Raw genomic sequence first — 20,039 nt, 5'->3', positions numbered from 1 at the left:
ACTTCAAATAGTTAAAAGTTTAAATTAAGGTTAAAGCCAATGGTGCGTGTTGCAGGTAATTGCCCGCCCTCGTAAAACGATGTTTGCAGCTGCGATGGGTCAATACCCTTAACCCTGGCTTTTGTATAGATGAGCCAAGGGTTTTGCGCCACAATTGAGAAGCGTGCCGATTGCAGCGGAATGCGCCCAAACCAGCTTTTAGGGATATTATACCCCAGGCTCACCTCTCTTAATTTAATGTAAGTAGCATCGTAGGTGTACTGCTCCCAAATGGTGCTGTAGTAACCTTCGTTAAGGTCGCGGGTATCAACATAGGTGGTGTTTGGGGTGCCATCTTCATGCACACCTTTAACCAGCGTACCGCCACCGGCCGATGGGTCGTCGCGGCGGGGCACGCCGTTTTCGTTATTGCCCACGGTTGATAGCGCAAGGCCCGAACCGGCAAGGTTTTGCTGTGTTACCGATACAAACTTGCCGCCGTACTGGTAATCGATAGAAAAGCCAAGATTAAAGCCTTTGTAGGTTATGCTGTTGGTAAAACCACCGGTAAAATCGGGCAGGATGTTTCCCAGGGTTACATTATCGTCCCGTTCGGGAAAACCGTCTGCATCTACAATAATATTATTTGATGCATCCCTGCGGAACCCGGAGCCTATTAATTGCCCGTACGGCTCGCCAACTACACTGTTAACCGAGAAGGACGGCGACCCCACAAAGCCGAAACCTGTGGCGCCTGCACCCTGGTAACCCGAAAGGGTTGCACCGCCGCCACCCTCGGGCGATGAGCGCAGGGTGTTAAAGCCCGGATAAAGCGATACCACCTTATTGCGGTTAAAGGCTATGTTAAAGTTGGCATCGTAAGTAAGGGTACTGTTTTTAACGGGGGTACCACCTAACGATAGTTCGATACCATGGTTAACAATGGAGCCCGCGTTTATAATGATGCTTGAGTAGCCGGTGGTTCCGTTAACCGGCAGGTTAAGTATCTGGTCTTTGGTGTTGCGGTGATAGTAGTTAAAATCAAACCGGATGCGGTCGCCTTTTAAGAAGTGCAATTCGGTACCCAATTCGTACGCGGTTGACAGGGTAGGCTTAAGGTTGGGGTTTGGCAAACTGTTTGGTAAAAACTGTATAGGGCTGCTGCCATAAGGCACAGTACTTAAGTTAAAAGTTTGCCCGGTTTGGTATGGGTCGATATCTGAGCCCACCTTAGCTACCGATGCCCTTAATTTACCAAACGTAAGGAAATTGTTTTTTGGCACAAGGCCCGATTCGGTAAACACGAACGAAGTGGATGCACCGCCGTACCAGTACGAGTTGTTATTTGATGGCAGGGCAGACGACTTATCGTTGCGTATATTTAGGTCGAGATACAAAAACTGCTTGTACCCAAACGAGGTGTAACCGTACATGCTGTTCACCACCTTGGTGCTATGGAACGAACTGTTGCTCGGCCTGTCTAACGAGTTGTTTACCGTGTAAAGCCCCGGGATGGCCAAACCGCCGTTTGTGCCGGCTGTTAAATATTTGGCAACATCTTCCCTCGATTCGGCATAAGCGCCCGCACGGAACGAAAGATCGGTGCCAAAGTAATGGTCGTACTCTAACGAGGCCACATAATCATACTCTTTATACTGGTAGCTGCTTTCGGCGTAGGCATCGGGGTTAATGGTGTACGAACCAACCCGGCTGTTTGCATCGCGGTTTAAATAATCGCCCCTGGCAATTACAGATAGTTTAAGGTCCTTCCTGAAATTATAGGATGCCGTTAAGTTACCATATAAACGATTGTTGTTTGCCTCGGACGTGTTTACATACGCCTCGGTGTAAGGGTTATCCCAGTATTTTGGCGAAAGGTTGGTTGGGCTGGTGATGTTCCAGGTAGTGTAGGTACCATCGGGCCTGCGATAGTTTTTTAGTTTATTCATCTCCAGGTCGCGGTGAAACCACTGGTTAAACGAGCCCGATGTTTGCGTTCCGTAACCCTCCGCCGGAACATTCTTCAAATTTTCCTGAAAAATATTGACATTGGCGCTAACGGTTAATTTAGGCGTTAGCTTAATTTCGCCGTTTACGCTTACGTTATTACGCGTTTGGTTGGTATTTGGGCTAACACCGGTACGGTTCAGGTTGGTGTACGATATACGGGTGTTGTAATTATCGCCGGCTTTTGAAAAAGCTACGTTGTTGTTGGTGGTAACACCTGTTCGGTAAAAATCGCGTACGTTATTCGGCTGCGCCACAAATGGCTTAAGCTTACCAAACTCAGGGTCCGAGGGGTCCCAGAAATACCAGGGGGCGTACATAGTGCCATCCATGCGCGGGCCCCAGCTTTCGTCTACCGAGTAGTTGTAATATTTAACGCCGCTAAAGTTTTTCAGGTATTCCGGGTCGCCTGGTTTGTAATTATAAATGTTCCAGGTTTGGCTGGTGCCGCCGCCATACTCGTTTTGATATTGCGGTAATGTTGAAACGCGCTCTAAGGTTGTGGTTTGGTTTACAGATATTCCTAAACCTTTTGCCGAACCTTTTTTAAGCGTGATAACAACTGCACCCTCCGAGGCACGCTGCCCGTATAGCGCGGTTGCCGCCGGGCCTTTAAGCACCGTTAACGATTCCACATCATCGTTATTGACGGCATTAGGGTCGGTTATAACACCATTCACCACGTAAATTGGGTTACCACCCTGTAACGAGTTGATGCCACGGATACGAATGGTTGATGCGCCAAAGCGCGCGCCCGAGCCGCCTAATATCTGCACACCCGATACCTTACCGGCCAACGAGGTATTCAGATCCTGCTGCCGCGTCATGGTCAGGTTCTCGCCCTTTATTTGCTGCGCGGCATAACCCAGTGATTTCTCCTGGCGCGATATACCTAATGCGGTTACCACAACCTCGCCCAGCTGCTGACTGCTTTCGCTAAGCGCTACATCAATAACGGTTTGGCCGGCAACCGGCACTTCTTTGGTTGTAAAGCCAATAAACGAAAATACCAGGGTGGCGTTGTTATCAGGCACATTGATAGAATACCTTCCGTTCCCGTCGGTAACTGTACCTCCCTGGCCACCCTTTACCCGCACACTAACGCCAGGCAGGGTGCCTTTATCTTGCTGCGCGGTAACTGTACCGGTTATCGTTTTGGTTTGGGCCGATACCATGGCAGCATTAAAAATCAAGATAATTAGTAATAATACTCTATTCATATTCCACTACTCCTTTTCATAAAAAAACATTCAATTCACTTTAATATTAAACCAAAAGCGACCCCTACGCCGAGGGGGACGCTTTCCTAATTAACTGATCTTATAAAGAACAAACAGCGTATGTAATATTTTATCGGCAATAAAGCCGGTTTAGCATGGTTGGTATACCAGCGACATTAACCGCTAAGTTTAAATACAGATAATTAGGGAGGCAATGATTATTGGTGCGTATGAGATGCCGCACCGGTGCCAGCGATAGTTGACGATGCAAACATATTAATTTTTGATTAAATGAGATGATTTAAGGTTAATTAAAAACGAATATTATTCGATCTATTAATTCTTAGGTTAATATTTAATATAAATGCAGAAAGTGAGTGCCATTTATGAATAATACCGCACTATATGGGATAATATAATCCGGAAATGCACTTTTTGTCTCTATGCTTTATAAGCATACTTTGGTAAGCACACTGATTAGTAACCTGATTTTTACAATACCCGGGTAAATTGACATCAATTTACGCGTCTGAATAAGGAATAGCACGTTAAATGGACACCTGATCCCGCAAGCTATCAGGATTGCACATTAACATAACCTTGACCTTCTTGCCGAGGAAACCGCATCTGCTTTTCAGCTATGAGCCATTGAACTATCACCATCATCAACTTATTATGCATGCATAGTTATCTAAAATCATTAATTTTGCCGCTTAACCATTATACGCCTGCATGGAAAGCATTGCTCCTTATAAGTCGCAACACAAAATACGCTTTGTAACCGCCGCCTCGTTGTTCGACGGGCACGATGCTACCATTAACATTATGCGCCGCATTTTGCAAAGCACCGGTGCCGAGGTTATTCACCTGGGCCACAACCGCAGTGTTGATGAGGTGGTGAACTGCGCCATACAGGAAGATGTACAGGGTATTGCCCTTACCAGTTACCAGGGCGGCCACGTAGAGTACTTTAAATACATGCACGACCTGCTGGCCGAGCGCGGCGCAGGCCATATCAAAATATTCGGCGGTGGGGGCGGGGTGTTCCTTCCGCACGAAATTGAGGAGCTGCAGGCCTACGGCATCACCAAAATATACTCGCCCGACGATGGCCGTACCATGGGCCTGCAAGGCATGATAAACCACATGATGCAGGAGTGCGATTTTTTGACGCCGGGAAGCTTCACCCCAACCCTCTCTGAAGGAGAGGGAGTTAAGCCCATGATGGACAAAGGAGCAATAGCCCGGCTGATAACCGCCGCGGAGTTGGGAAGCCCGATTGAACTTAAGACTAAAGACTCAAGACTAAAGACTCCTGTCCTTGGCATCACCGGCACGGGCGGATCGGGGAAATCGAGTTTGGTGGACGAGATCGTTAGACGCTTTTTGATGGAGACCGATAAAACCCTGGCCATAATTTCGGTAGATCCCAGCAAGCGTAAAACGGGCGGTGCGCTGCTTGGCGACCGGATCCGCATGAACGCTATAAATAGTCCGCGGGTGTATATGCGGTCGCTGGCAACCAGGCAGGCCAACCTTGCCCTAAGCAAGCACGTGCAGGAAGCTATTGATATTTGCAAAGCTGCGGGGTACGACCTGGTGATAGTGGAAACAAGCGGCATCGGGCAGTCGGATACGATGATAACCGACTACTGCGATTTGTCGCTTTACGTAATGACGCCTGAGTTTGGCGCGGCTACTCAACTGGAAAAAATTGACATGCTTGATTTTGCCGACCTGGTGGCCCTTAATAAATTTGATAAACGCGGCGCTTTAGATGCTATACGCGATGTGCGCAAGCAGTACAAGCGCAACCATATGCTTTTTGATGCCAAGGACGATGACCTGCCCGTTTACGGCACCATGGCCTCGCAGTTTAACGATCCCGGCATGAACACCCTGTTTGCCGCCCTAATGAAAACCGTTAAGGACAAGACGGGGGTTGACCTGTTAGGGAATCAAGAATCAAGAGGCAAGAATCAAGAGGGCGAATCGGAGAAGATCTATATCATCCCGCCCGACCGTATCCGTTATTTGGCCGAGATAGCCGAGAGCAGCGCCGCTTATACCGATTGGGTGAACGAGCAGTGCAGGATTGCGCAGCAGATGTTCCAGGTGAAGGGAAGCCTCACCCTGGCCCTCTCCAAAGGAGGGGGAAGTAAAGCCCTGCAAGATAAAGTCCTATCCTTTGGAGAGGATTTAGGTGAGGCTTTACAAGACATTTACAATCACCTGGAAGACCATCTGCACGCCGATTGCAAGCGCCTGCTAAAAGAATGGCCCGAAACCGTAGCCAAATACAAAGCCGAGAACTTCATTTATAAGGTACGCGATAAGGAGATAAAACAGCCGTTGTACTACACCTCGCTGTCGCAGTTAAAGGTGCCCAAGATAGCCTTACCAAAGTACGAGGCCTGGGGCGATATACTGCGCTGGCTGCTTACCGAGAACGTACCGGGCGAGTTCCCGTACGCGGCAGGGGTGTTCCCGCTGAAACGCGAGGGCGAAGATCCAACCCGTATGTTTGCAGGCGAGGGTGGCCCCGAACGGACGAACAAACGTTTCCATTATGTATCGCTTGGTCAGCCCGCGCACAGGTTATCAACCGCGTTCGATTCGGTTACCTTGTACGGCGAAGACCCGCACGAGCGGCCCGACATTTACGGTAAAATAGGTAACTCGGGTGTAAGCATAGCCACGCTGGATGACGCTAAAAAGCTCTACTCAGGGTTCGACCTTTGTCATGCCTCAACCTCCGTATCCATGACCATTAACGGCCCCGCGCCCATGCTTTTAGGGTTTTTTATGAATGCCGCCATAGATCAGCAATGCGAAAAATATATCACCGAGCATAAGCTGGAGCACCTGGTAGAGGCGGCCTATAAAAGGGTTTATGATGATAAGGGATTGGAAAGGCCGAAGTATCAGGGCGCGTTGAAGCCTCAACCGGCCCTATCCAAAGGAGGCCTCACCCCAACCCTCTCCAAAGGAGAGGGGGTTAAGAGGTTGGGGTTTGAAACGGCTGACTTAAAAATTTGGGATATACTGAAAGAAAATTCTAAAGATAACCGACAAAACCCGACAGAAGCCGAAGGCTTGCTATGGCAATTATTAAGAAACAACCAAATTGGCTATAAGATAAGAAGACAACATGCGATTGATGGTTACATTGCAGATTTTGTTTGCTTACCAAAAGGCTTGGTAATTGAGATTGATGGTGGATATCACGATTTCATAAAAGAAGAGGACGATATACGAACCCGCGTATTAAAGGACGAGGGGTTTGATATTATACGCTTTAGTAATGAGGACGTATTACAGGACACGCAAAACGTAATTGACCATATTAAACAAGTCCTTCATAAACAGCCAGACAGGAAAGTCCTCTCCTTTGGAGAGGATTTAGGTGAGGCTTCTATCGGAGGAGATTTAGAGGGGGCTTCTTTACCTGCAGGCAACAACGGCCTTGGGTTAATGCTTTTAGGCCTTACCGGCGACCAGGTTTTACCTGCGGATGTATACGAGAAGATAAGAGCTTATGCCATTGCCACCGTGCGTGGTACGGTTCAGGCCGATATTTTGAAGGAAGACCAGGCGCAAAACACCTGTATCTTCAGTACAGAGTTTGCCCTGCGGATGATGGGCGATATCCAGCAATACTTCATCAGGGAAAAGGTTCGGAATTTTTATTCGGTATCGATATCGGGTTACCACATTGCCGAGGCTGGTGCCAACCCTATCACCCAACTGGCTTTTACCTTAAGCAACGGTTTTACTTATGTAGAGTATTACCTAAGCAGGGGTATGCACATTGATGATTTCGCTCCTAACTTGTCCTTCTTTTTCAGCAACGGTATCGACCCTGAATATTCGGTGATCGGCCGCGTAGCAAGGCGCATCTGGGCCAAGGCCATCAAAAACAAATACAAGGGTAACGACAGGTCGCAGAAGCTGAAGTATCATATCCAAACCAGCGGGCGGTCGCTGCATGCGCAGGAGATCGACTTTAACGACATTCGTACCACGCTGCAGGCTTTGTACGCTATTTACGATAACTGTAATTCGTTACACACAAACGCATACGACGAAGCGATTACCACCCCAACCGAAGAATCAGTACGCCGTGCGATGGCTATACAGCTTATTATTAACCGCGAACTGGGCTTGGCTAAGAACGAAAATCCCATACAGGGAGCCTTCATCATCGAAGAACTAACTGACCTGGTAGAGCAAGCCGTATTAACTGAGTTTAAAGCCATAAATGACCGCGGCGGCGTATTAGGCGCTATGGAAACCATGTACCAGCGCAGCAAGATCCAGGAGGAATCACTTTACTACGAAACTTTGAAGCATACAGGCGAATACCCTATCATCGGGGTAAATACCTTTTTGAACAAAAAAGGGTCGCCTACTATTGTACCCTCAGAAGTGATACGCGCCACCGAGGAAGAGAAGCAGTTCCAAATAGAAGCCCTGCATCTTTTTCAGCAGCGTAACGCGGAGCATGCGCCGGCCCTGTTAAAAGAACTGCAGCAGCGCGCCATAGCCAGCGATAACATCTTCGAAGCTTTAATGCAGGCGTGTAAGTATTGCAGCTTAGGGCAAATAAGTAACGCACTTTACGCGGTAGGGGGGCAGTACCGAAGGAATATGTAGTTTGAATAACTTACTTACCAAATGCCCATGTCAAAAACTTGGGCATAGCTTTGCCCCACGTTTCGGTATCGTGGGTGCCGCCTAAAACCTCCAGGTATTGGATGTCGGCAGGGCGCTGATAACCTTTGGCAAGTAACTCCTTAATAATATCGATGGTATCGTCAATCGAATCGATAATGCCATTTTTATTGCGGTCGGCAGTTTCATCCTTAGTGCCGGTTTGCAGCCAAAATTTCAATTCGGGCTTGCCGGCGGTATTTTTGATGACGTTATGCATGATCCGGTCGTCATTGGTGTAACCTTTAGCCAGGTCCTTGCTCCGCCACCAAAACGAGGCCGAAAAAGCGCCGACAATATCAAACAGGTCCGGGTTATTCCAGGCAACATCCATGGCGGTTAATCCGCCAAGCGAGCATCCTGCAAAAGCGGTCGTTTCAAAATGATCTATACCCGTGTGCTCCTGGATAAAAGGCAGTAATTCGGTTTTTACAAATTGAGTATAGAGGCCTGCCTTGGCGCCGCGTTTTTTAAAATCGGGCTTGCCGGCAACGCCGTATTCCTGCAGGCGGCCTTCGCCAGCATGTATAGCTACGGTAAGCAGGGGCTTTAAGCAATTGCGCTCGTATAAATTTTCAAGGGTATCAACCAGTTTAAGATTTTCCAGTTCCTGGCCATCATTTAGTAAGAGCAAGTTAAGTGGTTCGGCCACAGCGCCGTCTTCGGGTATCAGCAAAGTACAGGTAACATCCCGGTCAAGTATTTTTGATGTTATGGTAAATTGCTCCTGTGCTATCTTCATTTCAAAATCTGTACTATAGTACATAGTGGTAAAATTATTAACCTCATCTAAATCCTCTTCTAAACGAGTGGATCTAAAGTTCCTTTCCGAAACCTCTGTTTAAATACGACAGAGCGGGGCATTAAGTCAGTAAAAGGGCAAAAATACCGTTATAGTTTTAAAAAATCCTCAAAACATAATTATTTGGCACGCTGTTGACATTTACGTACAATCCTGTTATATTACCGTCTTAAACACAATAACTTGACTGAGCAATATCACCGCTGGCATTCCCCAAATCTGAACCTGGATATGGAAATGCTTGTATTTGGCGACAGAGGTTACCCCGTGATACTTTTCCCCACAACCAAGGGGCGCTACCACCAGAACAAAGATTTTGGGCTGATAGACAGCGTACGGTGGTTTGTTGATGAAGGCCTGGTGAAAATTTACTGCCCCGATACAATTGACGAGCGCAGCTGGTACGACAAAGGTATACACCCCGCTGATCGTGCCCGCAATTACGCCTGGTACGATAAGATGCTGGTTGATGAACTTGCCCCCTGGGCCATGCACGAAACAGGTGTAAATAAAGTGGTTGCGGCCGGCTGTAGTTTTGGTGGGTACCATGCGGCAAACTTCGCGTTTAAGCACCCCGAAATGGTGGGGCACCTTTTTACCATGAGCGGTGCTTTTGATGTAAAAATGTTTACCGACGGCTACTACGATGATAATGTGTTTTACAACAACCCGGTAGATTTTTTACCCGGCAGCAACAAGCCCGGGCTTTGGCAAATGAATATCATACTGGGGACTTCAGAACACGATATGTGCAAGGATTATAACATCCGGATGTCGAACATTTTGAACGCAAAAAACATTAACCACTGGCTGGATATCCGCCCGTTTGCCGAGCACGACTGGCCGATATGGAAGGAGATGTTCCCGCATTATTTAAGCACAATAAATAGATAGGAAATTTGAGACAAGAGATTTGAGATCGGGTCTTATGTAAGATTAAGCAATTAGAATTAAAACATCATACCATGAAAAAAATAGGCATCTTATTCGGGCAGGAAAATTCATTTCCGCAGGCGTTTGTTGACAGGATAAACGAGAAAGCTGAAAAAAATATCAGCGCCGAATTTGTACGCATCGATAAAATGATGCAGGGCGAACCATTAGGCTACTCGGTAATTGTAGACCGTATCTCGCAGGATGTACCATTTTACCGGGCATCATTAAAAAACGCGGCCATCACCGGTACGGCGGTTATCAATAACCCGTTTTGGTGGAGCGCCGACGAGAAGTTTTTTAACAATGCCTTGGCCGTAAAACTGGGTGTGCCGGTACCAAAAACGGTGCTGCTTCCCTCAAAAGACCATCCCGCAAGCACCACCGATCGCTCCTTTCGCAACTTGGCTTTCCCGCTTGACTGGGACGCTATTTTCGATTACGTTGGTTTCCCGGCGTACATGAAACCGTTTGACGGCGGCGGCTGGCGCGATGTTTACAAAATAAGCGACAAGGACGATCTGTGGGATAAGTTTGCGCAAACCGGTCAACTGGTGATGCTGCTGCAGGAAGAAATTATCTTCGACGATTACTTTCGCTGTTATTGCATTGGCGGCAAACACGTGCGCATTATGCAGTACGAGCCGCGTAACCCGCACCACCTGCGTTATGAGCACGGCAAGGCCCCGGCATCAAAAAAAATGCTGGATACCATTACCAAATACGTTTTGCAGTTGAACAAATACCTGGGCTATGATTTTAATACAGTTGAGTTTGCTGTGCGCGATGGCATACCTTACGCCATTGATTTTTGCAACCCCGCACCCGATGCCGAAGTAACCAGCGTTGGTGAGGATAACTTTGAGTGGGTAGTAGAAACCGCTGCAAGTTACGCTATAGAACGGGCCAAAGCACAAAAGGACAACCGGGACAACCTCACCTGGGGCGAGTATGTTAAAACCGGCGCGGCGGGTAAACCGCTGATGGGTGCGGCGGCTGCAAAACCCGCCAAAGCAGATGTAAGCGCTGGTAAAGTTGACCACGCGATAACAGATGAGGCAAAACCAAAAAAGAAAGCGGCTGCACCTAAGAAGGCAGCAAAGAAATAAGTTGACTCACCCCGTTTCTCCTCCCTGCTTCGCAAAGAGGGGGTTTGGAAATGATTGCAGCTAACCCTCTTTGCGCAGCAGAGAGGGTCGACCAGCGAAGCGTAGTCGGGGTAAATAAACTACGATGAAAAAAAGTACAATAACCGCTACCGATTATGAACGAGTTTACCTTAGGTGTTGAAGAAGAATTTATGGTGATTGACCCGGTGACCCGGGAGCTGCAATCGCACGACCAGAAAATTGTCGACAGCGCGCAAAAGATACATGAAGACCAGGTAAAGGCCGAAATGCACCAGGCTGTTGTGGAAGTGGGTACCCATATATGCCGTAATACCGAAGAAGCCCGCAGGGAGGTAGGCAAGCTGCGCACAACAGTAGCCCAGCTGGCCGGCGATATCGGGTTGCGTATTGGCGCGGCGGGTACACACCCGTTTTCGCACTGGCAGCACCAGCTGATAACCGACCACCCCAGGTATTTTGAAATAGTTGACGAATTGCAGGAGGCGGCACGCTCAAACCTGATCTTTGGGCTGCACGTGCACGTAGGCATCCAGAGCCGCGATATGGCTATACATATTGCCAACCAGGCGCGCTATTTTTTGCCGCATGTGTACGCACTGTCAACCAACTCGCCTTTTTGGGAAGGCAGGAACACCGGTTATAAATCATTCCGTACAAAGGTGTTTGATAAGTTCCCGAGGACGGGTATTCCTGATTATTTTGCCAGCATTGAAGATTACGACAATTATATAAAGCTACTGGTAAAAACCAATTGCATTGATAACGCAAAAAAAATATGGTGGGACCTTCGGGTACATCCCTTCTTCGAAACCATTGAGTTTCGTGTGTGCGATTGCCCCATGCTGATAGATGAGACCATGACCTTTGTTGCTCTTTTTCAGTGCATATGCGCAAAGCTGTATAAGTTGAGGCAGCAAAACATGAAGTTTATTACCTACAACCGGGCTTTGATCAACGAGAATAAATGGCGCGCAGCACGCTACGGCATCGACGGTAAGATGATAGATTTTGGCAAGGAGCTTGAAGTGAACACACGCGCCCTGATACTGGAACTGTTGGATTTTATTGATGATGTAGTTGACGATCTGGGTTGCCGCGACGATCTGCAATATGTACACAAGATATTAGAAAATGGTACCGGCGCCGACAGGCAGCTGGCTATTTACAACCAAAACAATAACTTTGCAGATGTGGTGGACTACATTACATCGCAAACGTTAAAGGGAATATAACGCCTCACCATTCCCTCGCCAAAGGAGAGGCTTTTAAATAGAAGTTTTAAATCATCTTCTTTGGAAGAATTTAGGTGCAAAAAGATTAGAATAGAACAATGAACACAGATAAACCGGAAGTAAGAGTAGCCATATTAGACCTGTACAATGGGGTGGCTAACGAAGGGATGCGTGGTTTCCGGGATATACTGGACCGTTATAAGGCGAAGCACGGGCTTGACCTTACTTATGAGATTTTTGATGTGCGTCGTAAAGCGCAGGTGCCCGATACCGGCTTTGACGTATACATATCAAGCGGCGGGCCGGGCAGTCCGCTGGATAGCGAGGGTACCGAATGGGAAAAGAAATACTTTCGACTGATAGATAAGCTGGAAAGGCATAATAAAAGCGATGATCCGCAAAAAAAGCATGTGCTGTTTGTTTGTCATTCGTTTCAGCTGATGTGCCGCAGGTACGGTTTGGGCGAGATCAACACGAGGCGTTCGCCGTCATTTGGGATATTGCCGGTACATTTGACCGAAGCAGGGGCTGCCGAACAGGTTTTTGAAGGCCTTGCCGACCCGTTTTACACGGTAGATTCGCGCAGCTGGCAGGTGATCAACCCAAACATGGAGCGCTTTGACGAACTGGGTATGGAAATATTGGCGCTCGAAAAAGAACGCCCGTATGTTGACCTGCCTCGTGCGTTAATGGCTATACGTTTTAACGAGTACTTTTTTGCCACACAGTTTCATCCCGAGGCCGACCCCCACGGGATGAAGATAATGCTGATGCGCGAGGATAAAAAAGAAGAGGTAATAAGCGAGCACGGCGAAGCTAAATACCGCGAAATGCTGGAACGCCTGGACGATCCGGACAAAATAGCGCATACGCAAAATACCATCATTCCTAATTTTTTGGATGAAGCAATTTTGAAGACGTTATCATACTAAAAAACGGTTGTCATGCTGAACAATAGTGAAGCATCTGATCGCCGCTCAGTAATGAATCGATATATGAAACAGCACAATTATTACACATATATCCTTACCAATTACAGGAGAATCCGAATTGGACTTTTTTAAATAGCGAGATTATGGAGTGGCCACCGATGAAAGATTTGACATGTTGAACAATACCAAAGCATCTGATCAGCGATTGCAAAGTTCCCTAATAGATCCTTCGCTATCGCTCAGGATGACAAAGGTTAAAAAGTAAACTATGAACCCATCTATCAGGACAACCTTCAACCAAAACTTTACCGAAGAAAAGTACGCTGATTTTCTGGTAGATCTTAACGCCGGGGTTAAAAGCCCCATAGAGTTTCGCATTGCAGAAACGCCGGTTTTTTTAACCGATGATTTCAGGGATAAACTGATAAAGGCCGGCGATGATATAGTAGCCACCATATTAAAACCCGGTTTTAAAGATCTAACTGAACGCGCTATCCCCGGAGCCTGGCGCATAACCAACGAAAATGCCCACCCGCATTTCATTACACTTGATTTTGGGGTGTGTAAGGATGCAGCGGGCAATATTGTGCCTAAGCTGATAGAATTGCAGGGTTTCCCCTCATTATACGGGTTCCAGGTGCACCTGGCCGAAAACTACCGCCACGCGTTTAATATCCACGGCAATCAAACCATATTTTTTAATGGCCTTAATAAAAGCAGTTACCTTGATCTGTTGCGCAAAACCATACTTGGCCCCTACCAGCCGGACGAAGTGGTGATAATGGACGTAGATGCGCCGAACCAAAAAACCGCAGTTGATTTTTACCTCACTGAAGGATACATAGGCACGCCGGTAGTTTCTCTTGCCGATCTTATACAGCAAGGCAACCAGCTTTTTTACGTGCACCACGGCGAAAAGAAACGCATCCGCCGTATTTACAACCGCCTGATATTTGACGAGATAGAAAGCGACCCGGAAATATTCGATAAAGTAGTAGATATACGCCAGCCGCTTGATGTGGAATGGGTGGCGCACCCCAGCTGGTTTTACCGTATCAGTAAGTTTACCATGCCTTTGCTGCAAGGGGATTATATACCGAAAACGCAGTTTTTGCACGAGCTTAAAGAAACACCGCCCGACCTGCAAAATTATGTGCTTAAACCACTGTTTAGTTTTGCGGGACAGGGAGTTATTATTGATATTATGGAGGGCGACATTGAGAAGATAAAAGACCCCGAAAACTGGATACTACAGGAAAAGGTAACCTACGAGCCGGTTTTGAAATCGCCGGACGGAGGTGTTAAGATCGAAATTAGGCTGATGTACCTGTGGCCCGATGGCGATGCTAAGCCTACCCTTGCCATTAATCTGGCAAGGCTTAGCAAGGGCAAAATGATAGGCGTTAGGTATAATAAGGATTTTGACTGGGTGGGCGGCACGGTAGCTTTTATGCATAAGTAAGCTTATACTATTTTTTACATCCGTACGTATATAATAAAGTATTAATTTTGCGACATGAACATACAGTTAATTATTATCATCGTATTGTTTGTTGCTGCAGTATTTTACGTTGGCCGGTTGCTGTATAAGAGCGTATTCGTCAAAAAAGACTGTGGTAGCAATTGCAAATGCGGTGTCGATTTTTCTGATATCGAGGCTATTAAACAGGCTAAATAATTTGTATTTATTTTTCCTTGTCACTATTTATCGTTTAAATCCCGTTCATGTCTTCTAATAACAAGCAGATATTTCAGGCTGATAATCCCGGCAGGTGGAACCGTTTTAAATGGATCAGCCGTATTTTATTAGTGGTATTTGTAGTGGGTGTTGTAGCGGCGGTGGTTACTGTTACCTCAACAGAATACCCTATAATCCCCGACCTTAACCCTGCGCCCAAAAAGCTTTCTAAAGCCGAGCTCGAAGCCTTGAAAAAATCAAAGCGATATGCCGATTTTAAGATAGAAAAGGCCGAAATAGAGGTGCTGGATAAGGCCCGGCGCCTGCATCAGCTAAAACACCCTAATAACGAAAACCGTATAAACGCGGGCTTTTACAAGGCCTGGGAAGCGCAGGCCTATAATTCGCTTGTTGATCATATGGCCAGGTTGGATATGGTGGTAACTGAGGGCTTCGCTTTCTCGCCAGGGGCCGATACGTTAAAAGTTAGTATTGATACAGGCCTTATTAACCTAAACAAAAAGTATAAGAAGCAGGTACTGGTAACACTATCCAATTATGTTAACTATGATAACGTAAGGGGTGGTTATGATGTTAAAGATGTGCTTCGCGTATTTAAAAGTAAAAAGCTGCGTGTGGCATTTATCAACAGCATGGCAGCTGCGCTTCAGCGTTATAAATTTAACGGGATCAATATTGATATAGAAGACCTGCCCGACCGGAATGGTAAAGAGATGATTGCCTTCCAGAACGATCTCTACACCATATTTCACGCCCAAAAACTGCTTGTAACAACCAACGTTATCCCGCACGACGAAGAGTTTGACCTGAAGCGCCTGCAGCACATTAACGACTTTTTATTTGTAATGGCTATCGATCAGCATTCAGACATGAGCAACCCGGGCGATATATCGCACCAGCATTGGGTTGAGGAAATACTGGATGAGGTTTGCTCACAAATACCCAGCGAGAAGGTTATACTGACTATTGCCGGCGGCGGCTACGACTGGCGCGAGGGAAGCATTGGTACGCCCATTGGCTACCCGCAGGCCGTAAGCACCGCAAAAGAAAATAACAAGAACATAGCTTACGACCCGGAATCGGCTAACCTGCATTACAACTACCTGGGTACCGATAGCCTTAACCATACGGTTTACTTTGCCGACGCCGCTACCAATTTTAATATCATCCGCATGGCCGACGACTGGGCTACAGGCGGAGTAGCTTTATGGCGTATGGGTGCGGAAGACCCGCGCCTGTGGACATTCTTCCAGAAAAACCTTTCGATTGATTCGTTGAAGAAAACCGGTGTGGATATTAAGCACTTTACTACTGTTGGTTTAAATAACAAGATTGATTACGCCGGTGAAGGTGGCGAGGTGCTCGACCTGATCACTACGCCTACTACAGGCCACATCGATGTTAAGATGGATACATCCACGTACACCATCACCAATCAAAAATACATAAAGCTGCCTACAAAATATGTTATACGCCGATATGGTTATAAGCCCGGCAAGGTTGTTTTAACTTTTGACGATGGCCCCGATCCGGAATTTACACCCCGGATACTCGACATACTAAAACGTGAAAAAGTCCCCGCATCGTTTTTTGTGGTAGGCTCTATGGTAGAAAAGAATATCCCAATCCTTAAACGTATTTACGACGAAGGTTACGAAATTGGTAACCACACGTTTTTTCATCCGGATATCTCCACCATAAGTTTAGACAGGGTTAACCTGGAGTTGAACTCCACCCGTAAGCTTATCGAATCCATCACCGGCCGAAGCACCATATTGTTTCGCCCGCCGTTTAACGCGGATGCCGAACCGCAAACCCTTGCCGAGGTTATACCCGTGGCCGAAAGCCGCAGGCAAAGCTATATTACGATAGGCGAGTCTATAGATCCGTGGGACTGGCAGCCCGGTGTAACTGCCGATAGCATTATTGCCCGCACCATTAAACAAAAGGATAACGGCAGTATGATACTGCTGCATGATGCCGGCGGCGATACCCGGGAAGAAACGGTAAAGGCATTACCGGCCATCATTCATTTTTTTAAGAAGAACGGTTACGAGTTTACTACCATTGCTGATGTTTTGGGAAAAACCAAAGACGACCTGATGCCACCGGCTGAAAAGGAAAGCAAAAGTTTTTGGGGTAAATATTACGACATTGTTGTAGTAGGGTTCTTTTTAGGGAATAAATTTCTTTTTTACCTGTTCCTGTCGGCGATATTTTTGGCTATGGGCCGTATAATACTGATCGGCGTTTTAGCGGCGCGGCAGTTTTCGCTTAACAAAAAAATTGATGCTGCCCCGCATCCTCAGCCGCCTGTAAGCATTATTGTACCTGCATATAACGAAGAGATTACCGCTATTAAAACCATACAAAGCCTTTTAAAGACGGAGTACCCCAACTTTAATATCATTTTTGTTGACGACGGATCAAAGGACAGGACCTTTGAGGTGGTTTCAGAGGCATATGCCAACCATCCGCTGGTAACAGTGTTAACTAAGCCAAACGGGGGCAAAGCATCGGCGCTTAACTTTGGCATCACCCATGCCGAACATGATTTTGTGGTTTGTATTGATGCCGACACGCAGTTGAAAACCGACGCCATTTACCACTTAATGGCTTATTTTACCGATGAAGAAATTGGCGCTGTTGCGGGTACTGTAAAAGTTGGAAACGAAAATAATATCATCACCAAATGGCAGTCGATAGAATATATCACCGCCCAAAATATGGACCGCCGGGCGTTTGATATCATCAATAGCATTACGGTGGTGCCGGGGGCCATCGGGGCGTTCCGCAAGTCTGCATTGTTCAGGGCCGGAGGCTTTACTTATGATACGCTGGCCGAGGATTGCGATCTTACCATGCGTATTTTAAAGCAGGGTTATGTGGTAAAAAATTGCGCCGAAGCAGTTGCCTATACCGAGGCGCCAGAAACGATAAATGCGCTGCTAAAGCAGCGCTTTCGTTGGAGTTTTGGGGTAATGCAAAGTTTCTGGAAAAACCGCGACGCGCTGTTCAATAAAAAATTCAGGTATTTTGGTATGGTGGGGATGCCCAACATCCTTATCTTCCAGATCATATTGCCGTTATTTTCGCCCTTGGCCGATCTGATCATGATACTGGGGCTTTTTGGCAGCCACCCGGAAAAGATGCTTACCTATTATGCGGTTTTTGTATTGATCGATTTCCTGGTGGGCATACTGGCCTTCAGGATGGAAAAGGAAGATTACCGCAAACTGGTTTATATTATACCACAGCGCTTTATATGGCGCCAATTGATGTATTATATTCTGTTCAAATCTATCCGCAAGGCTTTAAAAGGCGAATTGAGCACCTGGGGCGTACTTAAACGTACCGGGAATGTAAAGGTGAACGCAGAGGAAAAGAAAACAAAACCGGTAGTAATAGCCATACTTGTTTTTATAATCGCGGCAGCTGTTTACTTTTTGTACACATATATCAGCAACAGGTAATACGGCGGTCCGCCGGGCATCAGTTCAATTTAAAACGTGAGTTTGCGCGCGGCGGTTTGTAAGGGCACCGCTAACAACGATAGCAGTGGTTTGCTTTCTTTTCAATTACTCAACAAAACCGGAGAATTTTAATAAACTACACGCGCTCTATTAAACATACGGCATAGGCAACCACGCCTTCTTCGCGGCCTATAAAACCAAGCTGTTCGTTAGTGGTGGCTTTTATCGATATATCTTCGATATCGATACCCGCAGCTTTGGCAATATTGGCCTGCATGGCAGGTATATGAGGGTTTATTTTGGGCGCCTCCAGGCAAACCATGGCGTCAATATTGCCTATCTGCCAGTTTTTTTCGGCCAGCAAAGCCACTACATGTTGTAATAATATCAGGCTGCTAATGCCTTTCCATCTATCGTCTTTATTAGAGAAATGGAAGCCAATATCGCGCAGGTTAGCAGCGCCCAACAGGGCGTCGCATATGGCGTGCAGCAGCACGTCGGCATCAGAGTGCCCGTAAGCGCCGGCGGTGTGTTCAAGGTTTACGCCGCCCAGTATAAAAGGGTGTTGTTGTTTTAGCTGATGTACATCAAAACCAAAACCTACTTTAATTTTAGCCATTTATTTTTTAGAAGCATTATTGGTGCCGCCAAACCCGGCCGACAAAGTAAAACGTAGTGTGTTTGCCAGCGGACTGTTTTGCTGGCTGGCTATCAGGTAAGAAAAATCGAAGGCGAATACATCATATTTCAGCCCGAAGCCCGCCGTAGCGTAATGCCTGCCGCCTTTACTGGGGTTTTCGTAAAAGTAACCCGCCCTTAGCGCGAAAAGGTTGTTATAGGTATACTCTACCCCCGGCGATAGCGTAATTTCCTTTAACTCTTCGCTAAATCCTCCGGGGGCATCAGCAAACGAACCAAAAATTCCGGCCGGTACCGATACATCATCATTTTTGCCCTTGATGATATTGCCATCGTTGTCGCGTATTGGTGGCGTTGGCACCAACAGCTTATTGATATCAAAAGCGATTGTAAACCTGCTCATGTCGTCCACATTCCAGGTATTGGCTACGCCCAACTTTAAATTGGCCGGCAAAAAGTAACTTTGACCGGTTGTGGCATAGCTTATTTTATTGCCGATGTTTGAAATATTGGCTCCAAAAGCAAATATGGAGTTATCGCCGTAAGGTTTATTATAAAATAACGATACGCCTGCCGATACCGCGTTGCCGGCCTTGCTTTGCTGTGACGAGCCCGATACAAATGCCCCATTGCTGAAATTAGAATAGATATAACGAAATGTTAGCCCTAACGACAGGTTTTCGCCAAATTTACGGGCGAACGAAGCATCTATCGAAAATTCGTTAGGTTTATAAACCCCCTGATCAGTTTGATTGTCATCTATCAACTGTATCGAGCCCAGGTTAAAATAGCGCAGCGAAGCGCCAAAGGTATTCCTGTCGTCAATTTTATGGGCATAACTTAAATAAGCCAGGTTAACATCGGGCACCAGGTGCCTTAACCATGGGCTATATGATAAAGCGATATCGTTATTGTTTTCAAGAAAGGCAAGCTTTGCCGGGTTCCAGTAATTGGCATTAACATCTGGCGATAACGCAACCCCCGCTTCGCCCATAGCTCCTGAGCGTGAATCGGGCGATATATTCAGGAACGGTACAGCTGTGGGTATGGCGTTTGACGAACTACCATCCGAGCCCGGGTTGCCGTTTTGTGCCCTAGCCAGCGCGGGCAAGGCGAGTAGTATAGCTAAAGCAAGGTTTCTGGTGTTCAAGAACTTCATTGGTGCAATTTAGTCTTATTATTTAAAAATAATAAAAATATGCTAACGTTATTACCGCAATACTTTATATGCAATATTACCGCAATACTTTATATGCAATGTGGTATAAACTGGCTATGAT

12 protein-coding genes are annotated in these 20,039 nt (G+C 46.7%); 8 read left to right on the top strand and 4 right to left on the bottom strand.

The genetic code is table 11. The features are described from left to right. Nucleotides 1-11: 11 nt before the first annotated feature. Nucleotides 12-3,179 (bottom strand): SusC/RagA family TonB-linked outer membrane protein, encoded by a 3,168-nt coding sequence (locus HDC91_RS12765; RefSeq protein ID WP_183552737.1) that lies wholly within the window; start codon nucleotides 3,177-3,179, stop codon nucleotides 12-14. Between the two features lie 759 nt (nucleotides 3,180-3,938). Here HDC91_RS12765 and HDC91_RS12760 point away from each other — a divergent pair. Beyond that, entirely contained in the window at nucleotides 3,939-7,862 is a 3,924-nt protein-coding gene (locus HDC91_RS12760) for a methylmalonyl-CoA mutase family protein (protein WP_183552735.1), read from the top strand. A 10-nt stretch (nucleotides 7,863-7,872) separates the two neighbouring features. Here HDC91_RS12760 and HDC91_RS12755 read toward each other — a convergent pair whose 3' ends face one another. Beyond that, nucleotides 7,873-8,685, bottom strand: a complete 813-nt coding sequence (locus tag HDC91_RS12755; protein ID WP_183552733.1) for an esterase family protein — start codon at nucleotides 8,683-8,685, stop codon at nucleotides 7,873-7,875. 219 nt (nucleotides 8,686-8,904) lie between these two features. Between HDC91_RS12755 and HDC91_RS12750 the strand changes: the two genes are divergently transcribed. From HDC91_RS12750 to HDC91_RS12720, 7 genes are all read left to right on the top strand, one after another. Further along, complete coding sequence (locus HDC91_RS12750; protein WP_183552731.1) at nucleotides 8,905-9,615, top strand: esterase family protein; 711 nt, start codon at nucleotides 8,905-8,907, stop codon at nucleotides 9,613-9,615. A gap of 71 nt (nucleotides 9,616-9,686) precedes the next feature. Next, nucleotides 9,687-10,763: a RimK family alpha-L-glutamate ligase gene (locus tag HDC91_RS12745; RefSeq protein WP_183552729.1), complete on the top strand. Its 1,077-nt coding sequence runs from the start codon at nucleotides 9,687-9,689 to the stop codon at nucleotides 10,761-10,763. Between the two features lie 155 nt (nucleotides 10,764-10,918). Beyond that, on the top strand, nucleotides 10,919-12,016 hold the full coding sequence (locus HDC91_RS12740) for a carboxylate-amine ligase (protein WP_162430681.1): 1,098 nt from the start codon (nucleotides 10,919-10,921) through the stop codon (nucleotides 12,014-12,016). 98 nt (nucleotides 12,017-12,114) lie between these two features. Next, nucleotides 12,115-12,948, top strand: a complete 834-nt coding sequence (locus HDC91_RS12735; RefSeq protein ID WP_183552728.1) for a type 1 glutamine amidotransferase — start codon at nucleotides 12,115-12,117, stop codon at nucleotides 12,946-12,948. Between the two features lie 268 nt (nucleotides 12,949-13,216). Next, nucleotides 13,217-14,410, top strand: coding sequence for a hypothetical protein (locus tag HDC91_RS12730; protein ID WP_183552726.1), 1,194 nt, complete (start codon nucleotides 13,217-13,219; stop codon nucleotides 14,408-14,410). 54 nt (nucleotides 14,411-14,464) lie between these two features. Beyond that, the gene (locus tag HDC91_RS12725) at nucleotides 14,465-14,626 is read left to right on the top strand and encodes a FeoB-associated Cys-rich membrane protein (RefSeq protein ID WP_183552724.1); all 162 of its coding nucleotides are present in this window, start codon (nucleotides 14,465-14,467) and stop codon (nucleotides 14,624-14,626) included. Between the two features lie 47 nt (nucleotides 14,627-14,673). Then, nucleotides 14,674-18,120, top strand: coding sequence for a glycosyltransferase (locus HDC91_RS12720; protein ID WP_183552722.1), 3,447 nt, complete (start codon nucleotides 14,674-14,676; stop codon nucleotides 18,118-18,120). Between the two features lie 136 nt (nucleotides 18,121-18,256). On the opposite strand, the gene ispF is transcribed toward HDC91_RS12720, so the two are convergent. Then, on the bottom strand, nucleotides 18,257-18,739 hold the full coding sequence (ispF, locus tag HDC91_RS12715; RefSeq protein ID WP_183552720.1) for a 2-C-methyl-D-erythritol 2,4-cyclodiphosphate synthase: 483 nt from the start codon (nucleotides 18,737-18,739) through the stop codon (nucleotides 18,257-18,259). Beyond that, nucleotides 18,740-19,918 carry a type IX secretion system outer membrane channel protein PorV gene (gene porV, locus HDC91_RS12710; protein ID WP_183552718.1) on the bottom strand — a complete coding sequence of 393 codons (1,179 nt, stop codon included), beginning with the start codon at nucleotides 19,916-19,918 and terminating at the stop codon, nucleotides 18,740-18,742. Between the last annotated feature and the right edge of the window lie 121 nt (nucleotides 19,919-20,039).

Origin of the sequence: Mucilaginibacter sp. AK015, assembly GCF_014200785.1 — a bacterium.
GTDB lineage: Bacteria > Bacteroidota > Bacteroidia > Sphingobacteriales > Sphingobacteriaceae > Mucilaginibacter.
This window is presented reverse-complemented; position numbering and strand designations above follow the sequence as displayed.